Annotated in this window: 17 protein-coding genes; 8 read left to right on the top strand and 9 right to left on the bottom strand. The window is 49.0% G+C overall.

Annotated features, from left to right (window positions below; genetic code table 11):
- Window position 1 precedes the first annotated feature (1 nt).
- The 5 genes from murC to lpxC all read left to right on the top strand — a co-directional run bounded on the left by murC (window position 2) and on the right by lpxC (window position 5,823).
- Window positions 2-1,459 (top strand): UDP-N-acetylmuramate--L-alanine ligase, encoded by a 1,458-nt coding sequence (murC, locus tag V7P87_RS01145; RefSeq protein ID WP_333795781.1) that lies wholly within the window; start codon window positions 2-4, stop codon window positions 1,457-1,459.
- A gap of 28 nt (window positions 1,460-1,487) precedes the next feature.
- The gene (locus tag V7P87_RS01140; RefSeq protein WP_333795780.1) at window positions 1,488-2,252 is read left to right on the top strand and encodes a cell division protein FtsQ/DivIB; all 765 of its coding nucleotides are present in this window, start codon (window positions 1,488-1,490) and stop codon (window positions 2,250-2,252) included.
- The gene (ftsA, locus tag V7P87_RS01135; RefSeq protein ID WP_260655533.1) at window positions 2,249-3,484 is read left to right on the top strand and encodes a cell division protein FtsA; all 1,236 of its coding nucleotides are present in this window, start codon (window positions 2,249-2,251) and stop codon (window positions 3,482-3,484) included. Before V7P87_RS01140 ends, ftsA begins: the two co-directional genes overlap by 4 nt.
- Window positions 3,485-3,581: 97 nt before the next feature.
- Window positions 3,582-4,799, top strand: a complete 1,218-nt coding sequence (gene ftsZ / locus V7P87_RS01130; protein WP_333795779.1) for a cell division protein FtsZ — start codon at window positions 3,582-3,584, stop codon at window positions 4,797-4,799.
- A 112-nt stretch (window positions 4,800-4,911) separates the two neighbouring features.
- Complete coding sequence (lpxC, locus tag V7P87_RS01125; RefSeq protein ID WP_296300137.1) at window positions 4,912-5,823, top strand: UDP-3-O-acyl-N-acetylglucosamine deacetylase; 912 nt, start codon at window positions 4,912-4,914, stop codon at window positions 5,821-5,823.
- An 86-nt stretch (window positions 5,824-5,909) separates the two neighbouring features.
- Here lpxC and V7P87_RS01120 read toward each other — a convergent pair whose 3' ends face one another.
- Window positions 5,910-6,374, bottom strand: a complete 465-nt coding sequence (locus V7P87_RS01120) for a DUF721 domain-containing protein (RefSeq protein WP_333795778.1) — start codon at window positions 6,372-6,374, stop codon at window positions 5,910-5,912.
- Window positions 6,375-6,403: 29 nt separating this feature from the next.
- On the opposite strand from V7P87_RS01120, the gene V7P87_RS01115 reads away from it, so the two are divergent.
- From V7P87_RS01115 to mutT, 3 genes are all read left to right on the top strand, one after another.
- Complete coding sequence (locus V7P87_RS01115) at window positions 6,404-7,360, top strand: M23 family metallopeptidase (protein ID WP_333795777.1); 957 nt, start codon at window positions 6,404-6,406, stop codon at window positions 7,358-7,360.
- 16 nt (window positions 7,361-7,376) lie between these two features.
- Window positions 7,377-10,088: a preprotein translocase subunit SecA gene (secA, locus tag V7P87_RS01110; protein ID WP_333795776.1), complete on the top strand. Its 2,712-nt coding sequence runs from the start codon at window positions 7,377-7,379 to the stop codon at window positions 10,086-10,088.
- 110 nt (window positions 10,089-10,198) lie between these two features.
- Window positions 10,199-10,603, top strand: coding sequence for an 8-oxo-dGTP diphosphatase MutT (gene mutT / locus V7P87_RS01105; RefSeq protein ID WP_333795775.1), 405 nt, complete (start codon window positions 10,199-10,201; stop codon window positions 10,601-10,603).
- Between the two features lie 50 nt (window positions 10,604-10,653).
- Here mutT and yacG read toward each other — a convergent pair whose 3' ends face one another.
- The 8 genes from yacG to nadC form a co-directional block, all read right to left on the bottom strand.
- Window positions 10,654-10,887 carry a DNA gyrase inhibitor YacG gene (gene yacG, locus V7P87_RS01100; RefSeq protein ID WP_333795774.1) on the bottom strand — a complete coding sequence of 78 codons (234 nt, stop codon included), beginning with the start codon at window positions 10,885-10,887 and terminating at the stop codon, window positions 10,654-10,656.
- A gap of 95 nt (window positions 10,888-10,982) precedes the next feature.
- A complete protein-coding gene (gene zapD, locus V7P87_RS01095) occupies window positions 10,983-11,729 on the bottom strand; it encodes a cell division protein ZapD (protein ID WP_296300142.1) in 747 nt (248 codons plus the stop codon).
- Between the two features lie 62 nt (window positions 11,730-11,791).
- A complete protein-coding gene (gene coaE, locus V7P87_RS01090) occupies window positions 11,792-12,415 on the bottom strand; it encodes a dephospho-CoA kinase (protein ID WP_333795773.1) in 624 nt (207 codons plus the stop codon).
- Between the two features lie 6 nt (window positions 12,416-12,421).
- On the bottom strand, window positions 12,422-13,324 hold the full coding sequence (locus tag V7P87_RS01085; protein WP_333795772.1) for a prepilin peptidase: 903 nt from the start codon (window positions 13,322-13,324) through the stop codon (window positions 12,422-12,424).
- A complete protein-coding gene (locus V7P87_RS01080; RefSeq protein WP_333795771.1) occupies window positions 13,321-14,547 on the bottom strand; it encodes a type II secretion system F family protein in 1,227 nt (408 codons plus the stop codon). Before V7P87_RS01080 ends, V7P87_RS01085 begins: the two co-directional genes overlap by 4 nt.
- 95 nt (window positions 14,548-14,642) lie before the next feature.
- Entirely contained in the window at window positions 14,643-16,331 is a 1,689-nt protein-coding gene (gene pilB, locus V7P87_RS01075; RefSeq protein WP_260655544.1) for a type IV-A pilus assembly ATPase PilB, read from the bottom strand.
- Window positions 16,332-16,516: 185 nt separating this feature from the next.
- Window positions 16,517-16,930 carry a pilin gene (locus V7P87_RS01070; protein WP_333795770.1) on the bottom strand — a complete coding sequence of 138 codons (414 nt, stop codon included), beginning with the start codon at window positions 16,928-16,930 and terminating at the stop codon, window positions 16,517-16,519.
- Between the two features lie 477 nt (window positions 16,931-17,407).
- On the bottom strand, window positions 17,408-18,295 hold the full coding sequence (nadC, locus tag V7P87_RS01065; protein ID WP_333795769.1) for a carboxylating nicotinate-nucleotide diphosphorylase: 888 nt from the start codon (window positions 18,293-18,295) through the stop codon (window positions 17,408-17,410).

Genomic DNA, 18,295 nt, shown 5'->3' with positions numbered 1-18,295 from the left:
CATGAATACAATAACCAGGCCCCAGGAAAAAATTGCCATGCGCCGTGTTGAGCGCATCCACTTTGTTGGCATAGGTGGGGCTGGCATGGGCGGCATCGCCGAAGTGCTGCTAAACGAAGGTTACAAAGTCTCTGGCTCAGATTTAGGCCCAAATGCGGTGGTTGACCGTTTAACCTCTTTGGGGGCCGAAATTTGTTTTGGCCATGCCGCTGAAAACATCAAAGGTGCTTCAGTGGTGGTGGTGTCCAGTGCCATCAAAGCCGAAAACCCCGAAGTGGCTGCAGCGCTTGAACAACGTATTCCGGTGGTGCGCCGTGCCCAGATGTTGGCTGAGTTGATGCGGTTTCGCCATGGTATTGCCATTGCCGGCACGCACGGCAAAACCACCACCACCAGCCTGGTGGCTTCTATTTTTGCCGAAGCCAAAGCAGATCCAACTTTTGTCATTGGCGGTCTACTCAATTCTGCCGGCACCAATGCCCGCTTGGGTTCAGGCCGTTATTTAATTGCTGAAGCCGACGAAAGTGACGCTTCTTTCCTGCATTTACAGCCGATGGCCGCCATTATCACCAATATCGAACCTGATCATATGGAAACTTATCAGGGCGATTTTGAAAAGATGAAAGCCACTTACCTCGAATTCTGTCACAACCTGCCGTTTTATGGTGTTGCCGTGGTTTGTATTGACGACCCTGTGGTGCGTGAACTTATTCCTGCTATTGGCCGCACTGTGCTGACCTATGGTTTTAGTGATGACGCTGACTACCGTGTCAGCGATTTCAGCCAATCCGGTACCCAAAGCCGTTTTAACATTACCGACCCTGCCGGCAACAGCAGAGCTGTAACACTGAACCTGGCCGGACGGCATAATGCGCTCAACGCCACTGCTGCTTTTGCCATAGCAACAGACGAAGGGGTGGACGAAGCTGCGGTATTGGCCGCTTTTGCCAAATTTGAAGGTATAGGCCGGCGTTTTCAGCAATATGGTGAATTTGACACCGGCCGCGGCAAGGTATTGCTGGTGGATGATTATGGTCATCACCCAACCGAAGTGGCGGCCACAGTGGCGGCCGTTCGCAGTGCCTGGCCAAGCCGCCGTCTGGTGATGGCATATCAGCCGCACCGTTATACCCGCACCCGCGACTTATACGAAGATTTTGCCCGGGTGTTGTCCACAGTCGACACCCTGCTGCTGCTGGAAGTGTACAGCGCAGGTGAAGCCCCTATTACAGGCGCCGATAGCCGCAGTTTATGCCGCAGCATCAGAGCCCGTGGTCAGCTGGATCCGATTTATGTGGCGCAGCCTGGCGACTTAGCCGGAGCTCTGGCCGATGTGCTGCAGGACGGTGATGTGTTGTTAACCCAGGGCGCCGGCAACATAGGTGCTTTGGCAAAACAACTGGCAGCGCAGCAGCTGCAAATCAGCCAGCTGAAGGCTGGGACTTTGCATGAACATTAACCAAAAACATTAAGGCAGGCGGACTCTGATGACAGTTATTCGCAGCAAACAAAAAACACCTTACACCCCGGCTTTTGTCGGTGGTGTGTTGTTTTTTTTGCTGTCGCTGGCATTGGTATGCTGGTTTGCCACTCGTGTTGTGGTCTGGGTGCAGGACCAGCAAAATGCACCAATCCGGCAAGTGAAGTTGTATGGTGACTTTGGCCATATCCAACCAAAACAATTGCATGGCAAGTTACAGCAGCAGTTTGTCGGGAATTTTTTTAAAGTGAACGTTGATCAGGTGCAGCAGTTCCTGCAGCAACAACCCTGGGTGTATCAGGTGGCCGTGCGCAAACAATGGCCTGGCACTTTGGTGGTTGTAGTGACGGAGCACAGCCCGGTGGCAGTGTGGAATAACGACTATCTGCTGAATAAAAAAGGCGAGGTTTTTAAAGCGCCTATTGAGCAGCTGAACGCCAAACTGCCGCATCTGGCCGGCCCTAAGGGCAGCGAGCAGGATGCCCTGACCATGTTCGGTAATGTGCAGAGTTTATTAAAACTGCATCAGTTTGAAGCCAGTAAGTTAGCTGTTTCCGAGCGTTTTGCCTGGGAATTACAACTGAGTAATGGCATCGCGTTAAAACTGGGGCGGGAAGATACATTAAAACGGGTACAACGTTTTATCGATTTGTACCCTGCAATCAGTAAACATAAAACCGAAGCAATTGAACAGGTTGACTTACGGTATGACACAGGATTGGCGGTACGTTTTGCACCGCCGGCAGTACAACCAGAAAAGAGAAAAGCATGACCAAGTCGTTGGATCGGGAACTGATCGTTGGTTTAGATATAGGCACTTCGCAGATCAAAGCCCTGGTGGGTGAGATCACTGCGGACGATCAGCTGAGTATTGTGGGTGTGGGGACTCATATTGCCCGGGGTATGGATAAAGGTGGTGTCAACGACTTAAACCTGGTGGTGCAGGCAGTACAGCGTGCTATTGATGAAGCTGAGCTGATGGCTGATTGCCGGGTGTCTTCAGTGTATTTAGGCATTACCGGCAAACATATCCGCTGCCAGAACGAAAGCGGTATGGTGCCGATTAACGACACTGAAGTGACAGCAGAAGATGTGGCGAATGTGATTCACGCTGCCAAATCAGTGCCTATTTCGGCCGAACGCCGGTTATTACACGTGCTGCCACAGGAATTTTCGGTGGATATGCAGGAAGGCATTAAAAGCCCGATTGGCATGTCGGGTGTGCGGATGGAAGCCAAGGCCCATATCATCACCTGCGCCAATGATATGGCAAAAAACATTGAAAAATGTGTTGAGCGCTGTGGTTTACAGGTTGATCAGCTGATATTCAGTTCCTTAGCGTCAAGCTACGCCGTGCTGACGGAAGATGAAAAAGAGCTGGGTGTTTGTGTGGTGGATATGGGTGGCGGCACCATCGATATTTCTATTTACACCAACGGCGCCTTACGCCACACAGCTGTGATCCCGGTGGCTGGTAATCAGGTCACCAGTGATATTGCCAAAATTTTCCGTACCCCTATTGGCCATGCTGAAGACATCAAAATTCAGTACGCCTGTGCCCTGCGCAGTATGGTGGGTAAAGAAGAAAGTATTGAAGTGCCCAGTGTTGGTGGTCGCCCGGCGCGCAGTATGTCGCGTCATACCCTGGCCGAAGTGGTGGAGCCACGTTATCAGGAATTATTTGAACTGGTGCTGGAAGAAGTGCGCGCCAGTGGTCTGGAAGAGCAAATCGCTGCTGGTGTGGTGTTAACAGGTGGTACCGCCAAAATGGAAGGTGCCATTGAGTTTGCCGAAGACATTTTCCAGATGCCGGTTCGGTTGGGTTATCCAACCAAAATTAAAGGTTTGGCAGAGTACGTACAGGATCCGGCATACGCCAGTGTGGTCGGATTGTTGTTGTACGGTAAAGATGTGCGCCAGCAGCAGAAAAAAGCAGGCGCAGCAAGGGAGTCAGTCGGTGGTTTAGTGCGCAAGATCACCAGCTGGTTTAAAGGCGAATTTTAAGAGAGAACCCAATATTGTTGTGGGACGAACGTCTGCAGTTCACAGCGTCAGTAACACAAGAATGGCGGGATAAGCGTATAAAAACGGAGAGAGAGCTATGTTTGAGTTAATGGAAAACCACAGCGAAGAAGCTGTCATTAAAGTGGTTGGTGTTGGCGGCGGCGGCGGTAACGCTGTTGAATATATGGTTGCCAACAATATTGAAGGTGTTGAATTTATCGCGGCCAATACGGATGCCCAGGCCCTGCGGAACTCTTCTGCCAACATCACATTGCAGTTAGGTGCCAATGTCACCAAAGGTTTAGGCGCGGGCGCTAACCCTGACGTCGGCCGTCGTTCTGCCGAAGAAGACCGTGACACCATCAAAAAAACCATTATGGGTGCTGATATGGTGTTTATCGCTGCCGGTATGGGTGGTGGTACTGGTACAGGCGCGGCGCCTATCGTGGCGCAGGTTGCCAAAGAACTGGGTATTCTGACTGTTGCCGTAGTGACTAAACCTTTCCCCTTTGAAGGCAAAAAACGCTCAAACTACGCTGATGAAGGTATTAACGAGCTGTCAAAACATGTTGACTCGCTGATCACAATTCCAAACGACAAATTATTAAAAGTACTGGGCAAAGGCACCAGCCTGCTGGACGCTTTTAAAGCGGCCAACAATGTATTGTTGGGTGCTGTTCAGGGTATTGCTGAACTCATTACCCGCCCGGGTTTGATCAACGTTGACTTCGCAGACGTCCGTACTGTGATGTCAGAAATGGGCACTGCCATGATGGGCACAGGCCGCGCTTCTGGCCCGGATCGTGCTGAAGAAGCTGCTGAACAGGCTATTTCCAGCCCGCTGCTGGAAGATATCGACCTGTCAGGTGCTAAGGGTATTCTGGTGAATATCACAGCAGGCCTGGATTTAACCATTGAAGAGTTTGAAATTGTTGGTAATGCGGTGAAAGCCTTTGCCTCAGAAAACGCCACTGTGGTGGTAGGTGCGGTCATTGACCCTGATATGTCTGACGAACTGCGGGTGACTGTAGTTGCCACAGGTATTGGTGCTGAGCGTAAACCAGATATCAGCCTGGTCCATGGCCATCACCGTGCAGCCGAGCCGGTACGTGCGCAGTACAACAACCATTCAGGCAGCGTTTATGGTAACGCCGGCACTGTGTATGGCAGCGCAGGTAATGCGGCCCGTGAAATGCGCGAAGCTATGCCAGTTGCAGCTGCAGTAGAAAGTGCGCAACACAAGCCGCAGGCCGATAACAAAGCCAATATCGACATTTTTGATATCCCGGCTTTCCTGCGTAAACAGGCTGACTAAAGTCAGTCTGCAGCACAGGGCGGATAAACGCACAGCATTGGCAATGTTGTTAACATATGCTATGCTTCGCCGCCGTTTGGGTTTGTTCAAATTTTGAACAGGACGAAAAGTGATGATTAAACAACGTACTATCAATAAAACTGTCAGCTCTATCGGAGTTGGTCTGCACAAGGGCGAGAAGGTTACGCTTACTCTCCGGCCTGCGCCTGACAACACAGGTATTGTGTTTCGTCGTGTCGACCTCGACCCTATAGTTGACTTCAAAGTAGCACCTGAACTGGTTGGTGATACTGTGATGTGTACCTGCTTGATTAACCCAAACGGTGTGCGGTTATCCACCACTGAACATTTAATGGCTGCCATTGCCGGTTTAGGCATTGATAACCTGATCGTTGAAGTGGATGCTGCCGAAATTCCAATTATGGACGGCAGTGCCAATCCTTTTGTGTATCTGCTGTTAGAAGCAGGTGTTGCCGAGCAAAAACTGGCGAAAAAATTTATCCGCATTAAAAAAGCAGTGCGGGTGGAAGATGGTGATAAATGGGCTGAGTTTAAGCCACACCATGGTTTCCGTATTGATTTTGCCATCGACTTTGATCACCCGGTGATTTCTGAAACCAAACAACGGATGAAACTGGATTTCTCTGCTGCTGGTTTTATTAAAGATATCAGCCGCGCCCGTACCTTTGGTTTCCTGCAGGATATTGAATATCTGCGCGCCAATAACCTGGCGTTAGGCGGCAGTTTTGACAACGCCGTCGTGCTGGACGAATTCCGGGTGTTAAACCAGGATGGTCTGCGTTATGACGACGAATTTATTAAACACAAAATCCTGGACGCCATCGGCGATTTATATATGGCCGGTTACAGCATTCTGGGTGAGTTTAAATCTTATAAAACCGGCCATGCGCTGAATAACCAGCTGCTTTGTGCCGTACTGGCCGACCAGGAAAACTGGGAATTTGTCACCTTCGACAAACCGGCACAGTTGCCTATTTCTTATCTGGCGCCGCAGCTGGCTTAAGCCGCTGCTGGCTCAAAAAAAACCTCACGGGTTGCCCTGTGAGGTTTTTTTTGCTTGTGATTTACTGCACCGGAAAAACGCAAGGCTTATTTTTTGCCAGCAAGTTCTGCCAGGCGGCGTAATCTTTTGGCCAGTTCAGGGTCGGCATTTTCTGCAGCGGCCAACAAATAAGCACCGGCTTGTTCTGAGATTTGCCGGTTGGCCGGGGCTTCTGTGTTGTTTTGGCCTGTTTGATAACGAATATCGCTGTTTGGGCTGATTTCGATATCCAGACCTGCTAAATCAGGCAAGATTTTTTGCCTGAAATTGTCTAGAATAGCGCCTCTTTGCATCTTGATCCGCGTTGCCCAGGCCGCTGATGTGCACAAAATCTGCACTCTGCCTTGCTCAATGCGGCTAACCTTGCAGAAAAACGGTTTTTCCAGTTGCAGGATTTGGATTAATTCGGTATTAAGTTGACGCACTAATTCCGTCTGCGAAGACGTTTGCAGCAGCCTGTTCTGTTGCAGCAGCGTCGCGACGTCGACAGGTTTGCGTGAATAGCGGGCCATAACAAACAAGAACCAGAAACTGAGGTCCCATGAGTCTACCAGTTTTTTACCGCGAGCAGTATCGCGCCCTAAACTTTGGTGCCACACCAAAGCAGTGGGCCGTGACCGCGGTATTATTGTTTTTTATTGCCGCAGGTGTAGGCGCTGCGGCAGGCCGCTTATGGGCGGATGCCGCTGCACAGCTGCCGGTTGCTGACGCTGAACCTAAGGTAGATGCCGCTGAAGTTGCGCAGATCCGTCAGCGAGCTGAACATCAAATTGCGGCTCTCACCGCAAAAGTAGCGTCATTGCAGGCACAGGTGAACCGGCTGAATATGGTGGGTGAGCGTTTAATTGATGCTGCCAATCTGTCGATGGATGAATTTAACCTGCATCAGGCACCGCCTATGGGCGGACCTTCACAGGCCGGTGTTCAGCTGAGTCTGGATGACTTAAATCAGGTGCTGTTGCAGCTGACCTCACTTGAGCAAAATCTGCAAACTGAACGAACCCGTTTTGCCTTACTTGAATCTCTGGATCTGAATCACAATATCGGTATGAACAGTCAGTTATCTGGCCGGCCGGTACAAAAAGGTTATCTCTCTTCCGCTTATGGCGTGCGCAGTGACCCTTTTAGTGGTGAGCCCGCTCTGCACCGTGGCGTTGATTTTGCCGGCACCGAAGGTGATCCGGTGGTGGCTACCGCAGGGGGTATTGTCACCTGGGCCGGCGAACGTTTTGGTTATGGGCTGATGGTGGAAATCGAACATGCCGATGGTTATCGCAGCAGGTATGGTCATGCCAAAGCAATTCAGGCCGAGATTGGCCAGCTGGTCAGTAAAGGTCAGCAAATTGCCACTATCGGCAACACAGGCCGTTCAACAGGCCCGCACGTACATTACGAAATATTAAAAGATGGTCAGCAAATAGACCCGATGTTGTTTGTGAACCGTCGGACAAAAATTTTCAATGGCTCTGCCAGGACTGCACACCAGTCTCAACAATAAAAGTGGTATTTGGACAATGTTTGGAAAACTCTTTACCAGATTATTTGGTAGTCGCAACGATCGTTACCTGAAAAAACTCGCTAAAACGGTCGACGAAATCAACGGCATGGAAAGCCAGTTTGCAGCCTTGTCTGATGAGCAGTTGCAGGCAAAAACTGCAGAATTTAAACAACGTTATGCTGATGGTGCCAGCCTGGACGATTTGTTGCCTGAAGCCTTTGCCACTGTGCGTGAAGCCAGTAAAAGGGTATTTGGCATGCGTCATTTTGACGTGCAGCTGATTGGCGGTATGGTGCTGCATCAGGGCAAAATTTCTGAAATGCGCACAGGTGAAGGTAAAACCCTGACCGCAACTTTGCCGGCTTACCTGAACGCCTTAAGCGGCGGTGCTGTGCATGTCATTACCGTCAACGACTACCTGGCCAAACGTGACGCCGCGACCAACGAGCCGCTGTTCCGCTTTTTAGGCTTGACTGTGGGTGTCAACGTGCCTGGCATGCAACATGCGGAAAAACAGCAGGCTTATGCGGCAAACATTACTTACGGTACTAACAACGAATTTGGTTTTGATTATCTGCGCGACAATATGGCCTTTAGCATGGCCGACCGGGTGCAGCGCGATTTAGCTTACGCCATTATCGACGAAGTGGACTCGATTTTGATCGATGAAGCCCGTACCCCGCTGATTATCTCTGGTCAGGCCGAAGACAGCTCAGAGCTGTACCGCCAGATCAATACTGTAGTTCCAATGCTGGAAAAACAGGAAAAAGAAGATGAAGAAGGTCAGATGGGTGATGGTCACTTCACCATCGATGAAAAAGCCAAACAGATTTATTTAACTGAGCGTGGCCAGATCCGTGTGGAAGAAATTCTGTTGGATCGGGGGTTAATGCAGCAGGGTGAGTCCTTATTCTCTGCCAGCAACATCACTTTGTTGCACCATGTGTATGCTGCTCTGCGCGCCCACAACCTGTTTAAAAAGGATGTGGATTATGTGATTAAAGACGGTCAGATTGTGATTGTTGATGAACATACTGGCCGCACTATGGAAGGCCGTCGCTGGTCTGAAGGCTTGCACCAGGCTATTGAAGCCAAAGAAGGTGTGCGTATTCAGAACGAAAACCAGACGCTGGCATCTATCACTTTCCAGAACTACTTCCGTCTGTACGAAAAACTGGCTGGTATGACAGGTACTGCCGACACTGAAGCTTTTGAATTCCAGCAAATTTATGGTCTGGAAACTATCGTGGTGCCAACCAACAAGCCGATGGTGCGCAAAGATATGCCGGATCTGGTGTATCTGACTGCTGAAGAAAAGTATCAGGCCATTATTAAAGATATTGAAGCCACCCGTCAGGCACAACGCCCTGTGCTGGTCGGTACCGCTTCGATTGAAAGCTCAGAATATTTGTCGTCGTTATTACACAAAGCAAAAATCCCGCATCAGGTGTTAAACGCCAAGTTCCACGCCAATGAAGCGCAGATTATTGCCGAAGCCGGTCGTCCTGGCACTGTCACCATTGCCACTAACATGGCAGGCCGGGGTACTGACATTGTGCTCGGTGGTAACTGGCATTCTGAAGTGGCCAAGCTGGAAAACCCGACTCAGGCGCAAATTGATGAAATTAAAGCACAGTGGCAACAGCGTCATGACGCTGTGATCGCAGCCGGTGGTTTACATATTATTGGTACTGAACGTCACGAATCACGCCGTATCGACAACCAGTTGCGTGGTCGCGCCGGTCGTCAGGGTGATGCCGGTTCCAGCCGTTTTTATCTGGCACTGGATGATGCGTTAATGCGTATTTTTGCCTCAGACCGTATGGCCGGTATGATGCGCAAATTGGGAATGGAAGCAGGTGAAGCTATTGAACACCCGCTGGTCAGCCGCGCTATTGAAAACGCGCAGCGTAAAGTGGAAGCGCGCAACTTTGATATCCGTAAGCAGTTGCTGGAATTTGACGACGTGGCCAACGACCAGCGTAAAGTGGTTTATGAGCAGCGCAACGAATTGCTGGCCACAGATGATATTACTGAAACTATTGCCGCTATCCGCACAGACGTCGTGCAGTCGGTGATGGACCAGTACATTCCGCCACAATCGCTGGACGAAATGTGGGATATCCCGGGCCTGGAAGCACGGTTACGTTCAGACTTTGCTATTGATGTACCAGTGGCAAAATGGCTGGCCGAAGACAACAAACTGTTTGAAGAAAAACTGAAAGAGCGTATCCACGACGTGGTAGAAAAAGCCTACGAGCTGAAAGAGCAAATGGTGGGTGCACCAGTGTTACGTCAGTTTGAAAAAGCCGTGATGCTGCAAAGTCTGGATACGCACTGGAAAGAACATTTAGCGGCGATGGACCACCTGCGTCAGGGTATTAACCTGCGTGGTTATGCGCAGAAGAACCCAAAACAGGAATATAAGCGCGAAGCTTTTGAACTGTTCTCCAACATGCTGGATCAGCTGAAACTGGATGTGGTCGGTGTATTAAGCCGTGTGCAGATCCGCGCCCCTGAAGATGTGGAAGCGGTAGAAGAGCAGCGCCGTAAAGCCGATGCCGTAGCCATGAAGTTTGAACATGAAGAAGCCGAACATGTAGGCGGGGAAGTGCCGGCTAATCCGGGCGCTCCTGTGTTTCGCGACGGTGAAAAAATAGGCCGTAACGATGTGTGCCCTTGTGGTTCAGGCAAAAAATATAAACAGTGCCATGGCAAGTTAAGCTAAGCCGGCGCAGTCCTTAAAAAAGCAGAGCTCGCTCTGCTTTTTTTATGCATGAAAAAGCTGCTCAGGCAAACAACTCGGGCAGGCAAACCGGATAACAAGGAGGACGGCAAGTGTCGACAACCAAAGTAGTGCATGTGGCCGTTGGCGTGATAAAGCGCGGCGACTTTATTTTTATCAGCAAAAGGCCGGATCAATTGCATCAGGGCGGGCGCTGGGAGTTTCCGGGTGGCAAAGTAGAGGCGGGTGAAACTGTGTTGCAGGCACTGCAACGCGAGCTGTTGGAAGAAGTAAACCTGACAGTGCATAACGCCAGTGCCATGTTACAGCTGCAATATGCTTATCCGGAAAAAACCGTGTTGCTGGATGTCTGGCTGGTGGAAGATTTCAGCGGTGAAGGCGAAGGGCTGGAAGGCCAGCAAACGGCCTGGGTGCATCAGCTCGAACTTGGTCATTATCAGTTCCCTGATGCCAATCAGCCCATTCTGGCAGCGGTACAGCAACTGTTCCAGCCTTAGGGGGCTTAAGCAAACACCGGCTCTGGCATTAAAGCAGAGCCGGCTTATGTTTATTGAAAAAACTTATTGTCCTGCTGCATCAGCTCATCTTCCAGCGCCATCAGATCAGCATCGCCTATGCCTGCTTCTATCGGCTGTTTATCGGCAATACGACGGCTTTCGCTGGCCCATTCGCCTAAATCACTTAAACGGCAGCGCTCACTGCAAAAAGGTCTGAATGGTGATTGTGGACCCCAGCTGACCTGGGTCTGGCAAGTTGGGCATTTTACTTTGAGCTCTGACATCACAATTCCTGCGCGCTATTTACAAAAGCCGCATTATACACGCAACCAGAATATGAAGCGAAAATAGCAGCCTGAGGAGAGCGCCAAAAACAACGCTAACAGCAGGCAAGTTCAAACGGGATATTTTTATCTGAAGTGGCGCGGCCCTGAGTGTCGCAAAGCTGCATAAAACGAATGGCATAACGATATTTATTGCCGCTGATGGTTGGGTAACAACAATATTCCAGCGGGTATTTTAATCTGAGCAGCTCGTATTGTTCAGTATTGCTCTGGTAATAACCATTTTCCGCCACCACAGGCTGAAATTTACCGCGTTCGCGGATAAATGTCAGTACAAAGCTGATGGCTCTTTCTACCAGCTGCAATTGTGCTATCCATTCCTGTGCCGATTTTTGCCGGACATCCAGTGGCTGGGTGTACCAGAACTGCAGTTGAGGTAAATCAAAATAACAGGTGCCACCCGGAATAAAAAAACGCTGGCGTAGCGGACCTAAAAATTTATCTTCTTTGAGTACATTGGCAAATTTGGCGCCACGGATCAGCTCACTTTGCAGCCGTACTGCCTGTTGCAACATCAGCTCGAGGCTGTCGTCAGACACTGAAGGATGACGCGACCAGCTCACCAGCGCACTTTCACAACGTTCGACGTCTTTGATTAGATCCGGGCGGATATCGTTGCGATCCAGCACCTCAATCAGCGCAAACAACGAGGTAAAAAAGCCCAGTTGCTGGGATTCGTTGGCAAGTGCGAGCTGATGATTGACCTGACTGAATAAATATTCGACCCGCAGATAGGTTCGGACTTTTTCGTTGAGTGGATGTTCGTAGATAAGTTCTGCCATGCCCGAGGTGCGCCCCAAAAAAAGCCAGCGGGTTGCTGTTGCACCCGTCAGTTAACATAACCTTAAGTTCGCGATTTGGCTAGTTTTTCTGCTGCCATGGCTGAATATATTTGGTGCAGTGCCATAACTCTTTGGGGCAGAGTTTCTGGTGGCAGGTTGTTATCCAGCAGCTGAGTTGCCGCAGCAAGGCGCTGCTCACGCGTACATTGTGACGCCATAATGGCTGCCACCTGAGCTGTGTCAACCTGATCCCGCGCTGCAGTGCGGCTTAGCTGATGCTCGGCACTGAGATCCACCACCAGCAACTGGTCCACCAAAGGTTGCAGCTTGTTTTCAATCAACAGCGGTGCCACCAGAATGACATAAAGCGAGCTGGCCTGCGCCAGTTGTTGCAGAAGCTGCTGCCGGATCAGTGGATGTAACAGCTGATTTAACCAGTGTTTTTCCGCTTCATTGCTGAAAATACGCTCCCGCAATAAAGCCCGGTTCAGACTGCCATCACTGAGTAAAATACCTTCACCAAAATGGGCGGCTATTTGCGTTAAAGCCGGGCTGCCCGATGCAACCACTTCTCTGGCGACTAGATCGGCATCCACCAACTGGATGCCGAGTTTGGCAAACTCATTAGCGACAGTGGTTTTGCCACTACCAATACCGCCTGTGAGTCCAACAATAAATTTGCTCATAGCATTTTAGGGCTGGATCAACGACAAATAAGCTTCGGTGATTTGTTCACCCCAGAGCATGGCAATCCAACCGGCGGCAGCTATGTAAGGGCCAAATGGAATAGCATTATTTTTATCTTTGCCCTGAACAGCCAGATAGACAGAACCCACCACAGCGCCCACCAGCGATGACAACAAGATGATCAGTGGCAGTTGTTGCCAACCGAGCAAAGCACCAAATACGGCCAGCAATTTAAAATCACCATAACCCATGCCTTCTTTGCCGGTCAGCAATTTAAACAGCCAATACACCGACCAGAGCGCCAGATAACCCAAGGCTGCGCCGGTGATAGCCCCGGCAGCGTCGGTTTTACTAAAGCCTGCCACTGCGGCTACTAGCACCAGCCATAACAGGGGCAGGGTGATTTGATCAGGCAATAACATTTTATCGATATCAATAAAAGTAAGTGCCAACAGCGCCCAGGTCACCCCTAAATACAAAAGGCCAGTGGCGGTTGCACCCATTTGCCAGGCGACTACAGCGGAGACTATCGCAGTGCCAAGCTCCAGTAGCGGATATCGCAAGCTGACAGGCGCTCTGCAATAACGGCATTTGCCTTTGAGCAGCAGATAACTGAGCAGTGGAATATTATCGAGCGCCGACAGCTGATGCTGACAATGCGGACAAGCAGAGCGTGGCACTGCCAGATTAAATACCGGTGTTTTCGATTGTGATTCGTTTGATGACAGCTCCGGCGAAAAATACTCCTGGTATTCCTCTTGCCAGCTGCGTTCCATCATCAGCGGCAAGCGGTAGACCACCACATTTAAAAAACTGCCAACACAAAGGCTGAACAAAAACACCACAGCGGTAAAAACATAAGGCGACTGCTGCAAATACAACAATACTTCTGCACCAGACAACATCATTTGATCACCGAACCCAGTTGGAAAATTGGTAAATACATAGCGACAATCAAACCACCGATAATCACACCCAGTACCGCCATAATCATTGGCTCCAGCAGTGCCGTAAGGCCGTCTACCGCGTCGTCCACTTCCTGCTCATAAATATTAGCTACCCGGGCCAGCATATCGTCTAAAGAGCCTGATTCTTCACCAATAGACACCATCTGAATCACCATTTCCGGGAATCTGTTGGTGGTTTTCATTGAGCTGAACATCTGGCCACCGGCGGAAACATCGGCTCTGACTTCCATAATGGCATTTTTATAAATTTCGTTGCCGGCAGCGCCAGCAGCAGATTCCAGCGCTTCAATCAGCGGCACACCGGCCGCAAAAGTGGTGGATAAAGTCCGGGCATAACGGGCCACAGCGGCTTTGTTGATAATCATGCCAAATACCGGCAATTTCAGTGCCATGGCATCAGTAGCAGTCTTAAACTGCAGATTATTGTGATACGCCTTCTTAAATAAAAACAACGAAATAATAATGGCCGCTAATACCACCCACCAATAACTTTGCATCCACTCAGAAATACCCATTACAAAAAGGGTAAAGCCAGGCAATTCAGCACCAAAACCGGCAAAAATTTCGGCAAAGGACGGCACCACAAAAATCAGCAAAATTGAGGTTACAATCAATGCCACTACCACAACGGCGATAGGATAAAACATCGCTTTTTTAATTTTGGATTTAAGGGCTTCAGCTTTTTCTTTATAGGTGGCAACCCGATCAAAAATACGGTCTAAAGCACCGGACTGTTCACCGGATTTCACTAAGTCGCAATAAAGCGCATCAAAATACTTAGGATGTTCGCGCAGTACTTCAGATAGCGGAATACCACTTTGTACTTTTAGTGAGATTTTTTGCATTAAATCACGTAAAGACTTTTTCTCGGCACCGCTGCTAATCAGGTCTATCGATTGTACGAGCGGCACACCGGCGGTGAGCATAGTGGCAATCTGGCGGGTTAATACTGCGACATCTGCTGGAGTGATTTTTGCGTCGCCACCAAACAAGCTTTTGTTTTTTTTCTTAACAATAGAGGGGGTTACCCCCTGTTGGCGCAATAAGGCTTTTGCTTCGTTAATAGAGTTAGCGCGAATTTCACCTTCAGCTTTTTTCCCCCGGCGGTTTACCCCTTTCCAGGAAAAGTTGTCCTGCTCTTTTATTTTTGGTTGTGGAGCCATTTTTTATCCTTGTGCCGGCAATAACCTGCTGGCCATTATTAAATTCAAGTCTGCGCTTTAACTGCTTTGTTGAAGTGCCATTTTATGCACCTGTATTAAGCGTTTGTCACCCGGTTAATTTCGGTCAGACTGGTTAAGCCGGCCGCTGCTTTGAGTAAACCGGATTGGCGTAAATTATTAATGCCTTCGAGCTGGGCTTGTTTGGCAATTTCCAGTGAATTACCACCGTGCATAATTTTTTCAGCAATAGCAGGCGAAATCGGCATCACTTCATAAATACCGACCCGGCCTTTATAACCGCCGGTGCAATATTCACAGCCGACAGGTTTGCATAATTTAATACCGGGTAATTGCTCTTTGGTAAAACCCTGACGTAATAACTCTTCTTCTGGCAAGACTTCCGGGGCTTTACAGTGGCTACATAACCGCCGCGCCAGACGCTGCGCAATAATCAGGCTGACGGAACTGGCCACGTTATAAGCCGGAACACCCATATTCAATAAACGGGTTAAGGTTTCAGGGGCTGAGTTGGTGTGCAAAGTACTCATTACCAAGTGGCCGGTTTGGGCCGCTTTAATAGCAATTTCGGCGGTTTCCAGATCCCGTATTTCACCCACCATGATCACATCAGGGTCTTGCCGTAAAAAAGATTTCAGCGCCATCGGGAAGGTTAACCCTGCTTTGGGGTTTACCTGCACCTGATTAATGCCGGGTAAGTTAATTTCTACCGGATCTTCCGCAGTGGAAATATTGGTTTCTTCGGTATTTAAAATATTCAGGCCGGTATAAAGTGATACCGTTTTACCGCTACCGGTAGGGCCTGTCACCAGAATCATGCCTTGCGGTTGTTCAAGTGCGTTCAGATAGAGTTTTTTCTGGTTTTCTTCGTAACCCAGAATATCAATACCCAGCATGGCGCTGTCCGAATCCAGGATCCGCATTACGATTTTTTCGCCCCACAGCGTGGGCAGGCTGCTGACCCGGAAATCGATCGACTTTTTCTGCGATAGTTTCAGTTTAATCCGGCCGTCCTGCGGTACCCGTTTTTCCGCAATATCCAGGCGCGACATGACTTTTAAGCGCGCAGATAAACGGCTGGACAGTGCCACCGGCGGTGAGGCCACTTCATGCAAAATACCGTCAATGCGAAAACGGATACGATAACTTTTTTCGTAAGGTTCAAAGTGCAAATCTGACGCCCCTTTTCGAATGGCATCATGCAGCATCTTGTTAATAAAGGTAATAATGGGACCGTCTTCAGCTTCATTGGTGCTGTCGTCTTCATCCGCATCGGCCAGACCAAGTTCACTTAAATCCCAATCTGTATTGGAAAAACTGTCGCTGGCTTTTTGGTCAAATACCCGGTCAATCAGTTTGTGCAGTTTGTCAAACTCAACCACCACCACTTCAACCCTAAGGCCGGTACTGAATTCAAAATCCTCTACCGGTTGCATATCGGTTGGGTCTACTACAGCCAAAAATAAACTGCGGCCCCGTTTAAAAATGGGCAGCACATGGTGCTTACGGATCAGTTTTTCATTACGTTCCTGCTCTGGCACATAGTCCAGATCGTAATAATCCAAATCCAGCACACTGTGCATGGTAAAACCACCGGCTGCTGTGGCCAGCGCTGCCGGGCTAATCAGTTTTTCACCAATCAGAAAGTCGGCGGCGGTTTGATACTGATGGTTTTTTTCGGCAGCAAGCTTGGTGCAATGGCCCGCATCAATCAGGCCGGATTGGCCCAAACGGCGAAGAAGAATTGATTGCAGGTTAAAAGCCATAACGACAATACATCCATCTGTCAGATAATAATGAGAAAATTAGCATTTTGATTATGACAGCGGGGAATAGGAATTCAACTGTTAAATGCGGCGTTATCGGGCGTTAATGAATGAATTTTGAGAAGTTTTGTCTTCTGTTTGCGCCAATAAAAAAGGGCCTTGCGGCCCTTTTTTACGTAGTTCTATTAACCTTGACAGGTTTTTGGAGCGTATTTTGGTTTATCTGCAATGTCTGAAGAACAAGTCCATGCGCCGTCAGCGGCACGTGTTAATGTAATAATAGAACCATTCACCGCTGCTGGAGCGTTAAGGATTGTACATGTTAATGTACCTGTACCGTCAGCACCAACACCAGCTGCAGCCAAGGTGCAGTTGCCAGTGGTTGCGTTTTGGAATACATCAGCAGTGGCAACGTTTTCACCGTTATTCATTTTTAAATCAAATGCAGTTTTGCCTGCTGCAATTTCGGACAGGCCAGCAGCAACCTTAGAGCTTGCTTGATATGTTGAATAAGCAGGCAGTGCTACTGCAGCGAGGATACCGATGATCGCTACAACGATCATTAATTCAATTAAAGTAAAACCTTGGTTACGTTTCATAGTACTTCTCCATTAGTAATTAATTTAACCCAGGGGGTTGATTTCTATTCTGGACATTTTTAGGCGTTACGCAAGAAAAAAATGCATATTTGTAAATATTTATTTTTTGTGCATTCAACCTAATGAATTATAAAGTTATTTTTTAATGTTTTTTGGAGTGGGCACCTAGGTGCTAAGCAAATTGGTTTGATCTTTGCCTATAAAGCAATATTTGTGCCTCTGTTAGATAACGTTATGTTTTCTAATGCCATTTGCGGGGTGTTCCTAATTTAATTACTTTGTGTGACGGCGAGACCTCATCTGCATTTGGTTACAAATAAAGCAAATAAGTTGTTAACAGGAGTTGAATGCTGAATTTAAACAGCTTTTTTGTGTTTGGGCCGCTGATTTCAGCCCTTGTATGGCGAGGGACTGAAAATTTGTGTCCGGGTGCAAGCTGCTAGCCGGCCAAACGGAAGCCGGCATCTGAGGTAACAATTACAGGCTGCGCAATCTCATTGATAAATCAATAGATTGTACGTTTTTGGTCAGGGCACCGCTGGAAATATAATCAACCCCTGTTGCGCCCAGTGCTTTTAAGGCTTCGCTGGTAATATTGCCGGAGACTTCCAGTTTGGCTTTGCCCTGATTGATGGCCACGGCTTGCTGAATATCGGCAATATGAAAGTTGTCGAGCATAATAATGTCGGCACCGGCCGCTAACGCCTGTTCCAGCTCAGTTAAATCCTCTACTTCTACTTCTACCGCCTTGCCAGGGAAGTTCTGCCTGGCGGTTTGTACTGCATTGGCGATAGAGCCTGCGGCAGCGATATGGTTTTCTTTAATCAAAAACGCATCATATAAGCCAATACGGTGGTTTTTGCCGCCGCCACAGGTGACTGCGTATTTTTGTGCCAGCCGCAGGCCCGGCAGGGTTTTACGGGTGTCGAGTAACCGGGTTTTGCTGTTACCTAATAAAGCCACATATTTGGCGGTGGTGGTGGCGGTGCCGCTTAAGGTTTGCAGAAAATTAAGTGCAGTGCGTTCGCCTGTTAATAACACCCGTGCCGGGCCACTGATTTCACAAAGCAGCGTATTGGCTGCTACTGTGTCACCGTCTTTAACAAACCACTGGATCACCACTTGGTCCGACAATTGCTGAAATACTTCTTCTACCCAGTCCACACCACAAATCACACAGTCTTCGCGGGTAATAATAGTGGCGGTGGCTTGTTGTTCTGTCGGGATCAGCGATGCGGTAATATCACCTTGTGCCAGCGGTAAATAACCTAAATCTTCGGCCAGCGCATGACTGACACCACGGCGAATTTCCTGCACCAGCCGTTCGTGATGGCTGATGTCTGCTGTTGCTTGAGTTGATTGCAT

The sequence above is a fragment of the Rheinheimera sp. genome (assembly GCF_036782235.1).
GTDB lineage: Bacteria > Pseudomonadota > Gammaproteobacteria > Enterobacterales > Alteromonadaceae > Pararheinheimera.
Note: the sequence above shows the minus strand (reverse complement) of the source record. Positions and strands in the feature narration are given on the sequence as shown.

What these genes read in the sequence shown, in the direction of transcription:
- yacG (WP_333795774.1), bottom strand. Translation starts at nt 10,887, where the DNA reads ATGTCAGAGCTCAAAGTAAAATGCCCAACTTGCCAGACCCAGGTCAGC.
- V7P87_RS01115 (WP_333795777.1), top strand. Translation starts at nt 6,404, where the DNA reads ATGAGTCTACCAGTTTTTTACCGCGAGCAGTATCGCGCCCTAAACTTT.
- V7P87_RS01085 (WP_333795772.1), bottom strand. Translation starts at nt 13,324, where the DNA reads ATGATGTTGTCTGGTGCAGAAGTATTGTTGTATTTGCAGCAGTCGCCT.
- ftsZ (WP_333795779.1), top strand. Translation starts at nt 3,582, where the DNA reads ATGTTTGAGTTAATGGAAAACCACAGCGAAGAAGCTGTCATTAAAGTG.
- secA (WP_333795776.1), top strand. Translation starts at nt 7,377, where the DNA reads ATGTTTGGAAAACTCTTTACCAGATTATTTGGTAGTCGCAACGATCGT.
- coaE (WP_333795773.1), bottom strand. Translation starts at nt 12,415, where the DNA reads ATGAGCAAATTTATTGTTGGACTCACAGGCGGTATTGGTAGTGGCAAA.
- V7P87_RS01070 (WP_333795770.1), bottom strand. Translation starts at nt 16,930, where the DNA reads ATGAAACGTAACCAAGGTTTTACTTTAATTGAATTAATGATCGTTGTA.
- lpxC (WP_296300137.1), top strand. Translation starts at nt 4,912, where the DNA reads ATGATTAAACAACGTACTATCAATAAAACTGTCAGCTCTATCGGAGTT.
- V7P87_RS01080 (WP_333795771.1), bottom strand. Translation starts at nt 14,547, where the DNA reads ATGGCTCCACAACCAAAAATAAAAGAGCAGGACAACTTTTCCTGGAAA.
- pilB (WP_260655544.1), bottom strand. Translation starts at nt 16,331, where the DNA reads ATGGCTTTTAACCTGCAATCAATTCTTCTTCGCCGTTTGGGCCAATCC.
- nadC (WP_333795769.1), bottom strand. Translation starts at nt 18,295, where the DNA reads ATGCAATCAACTCAAGCAACAGCAGACATCAGCCATCACGAACGGCTG.
- V7P87_RS01120 (WP_333795778.1), bottom strand. Translation starts at nt 6,374, where the DNA reads ATGGCCCGCTATTCACGCAAACCTGTCGACGTCGCGACGCTGCTGCAA.
- murC (WP_333795781.1), top strand. Translation starts at nt 2, where the DNA reads ATGAATACAATAACCAGGCCCCAGGAAAAAATTGCCATGCGCCGTGTT.
- zapD (WP_296300142.1), bottom strand. Translation starts at nt 11,729, where the DNA reads ATGGCAGAACTTATCTACGAACATCCACTCAACGAAAAAGTCCGAACC.
- ftsA (WP_260655533.1), top strand. Translation starts at nt 2,249, where the DNA reads ATGACCAAGTCGTTGGATCGGGAACTGATCGTTGGTTTAGATATAGGC.
- V7P87_RS01140 (WP_333795780.1), top strand. Translation starts at nt 1,488, where the DNA reads ATGACAGTTATTCGCAGCAAACAAAAAACACCTTACACCCCGGCTTTT.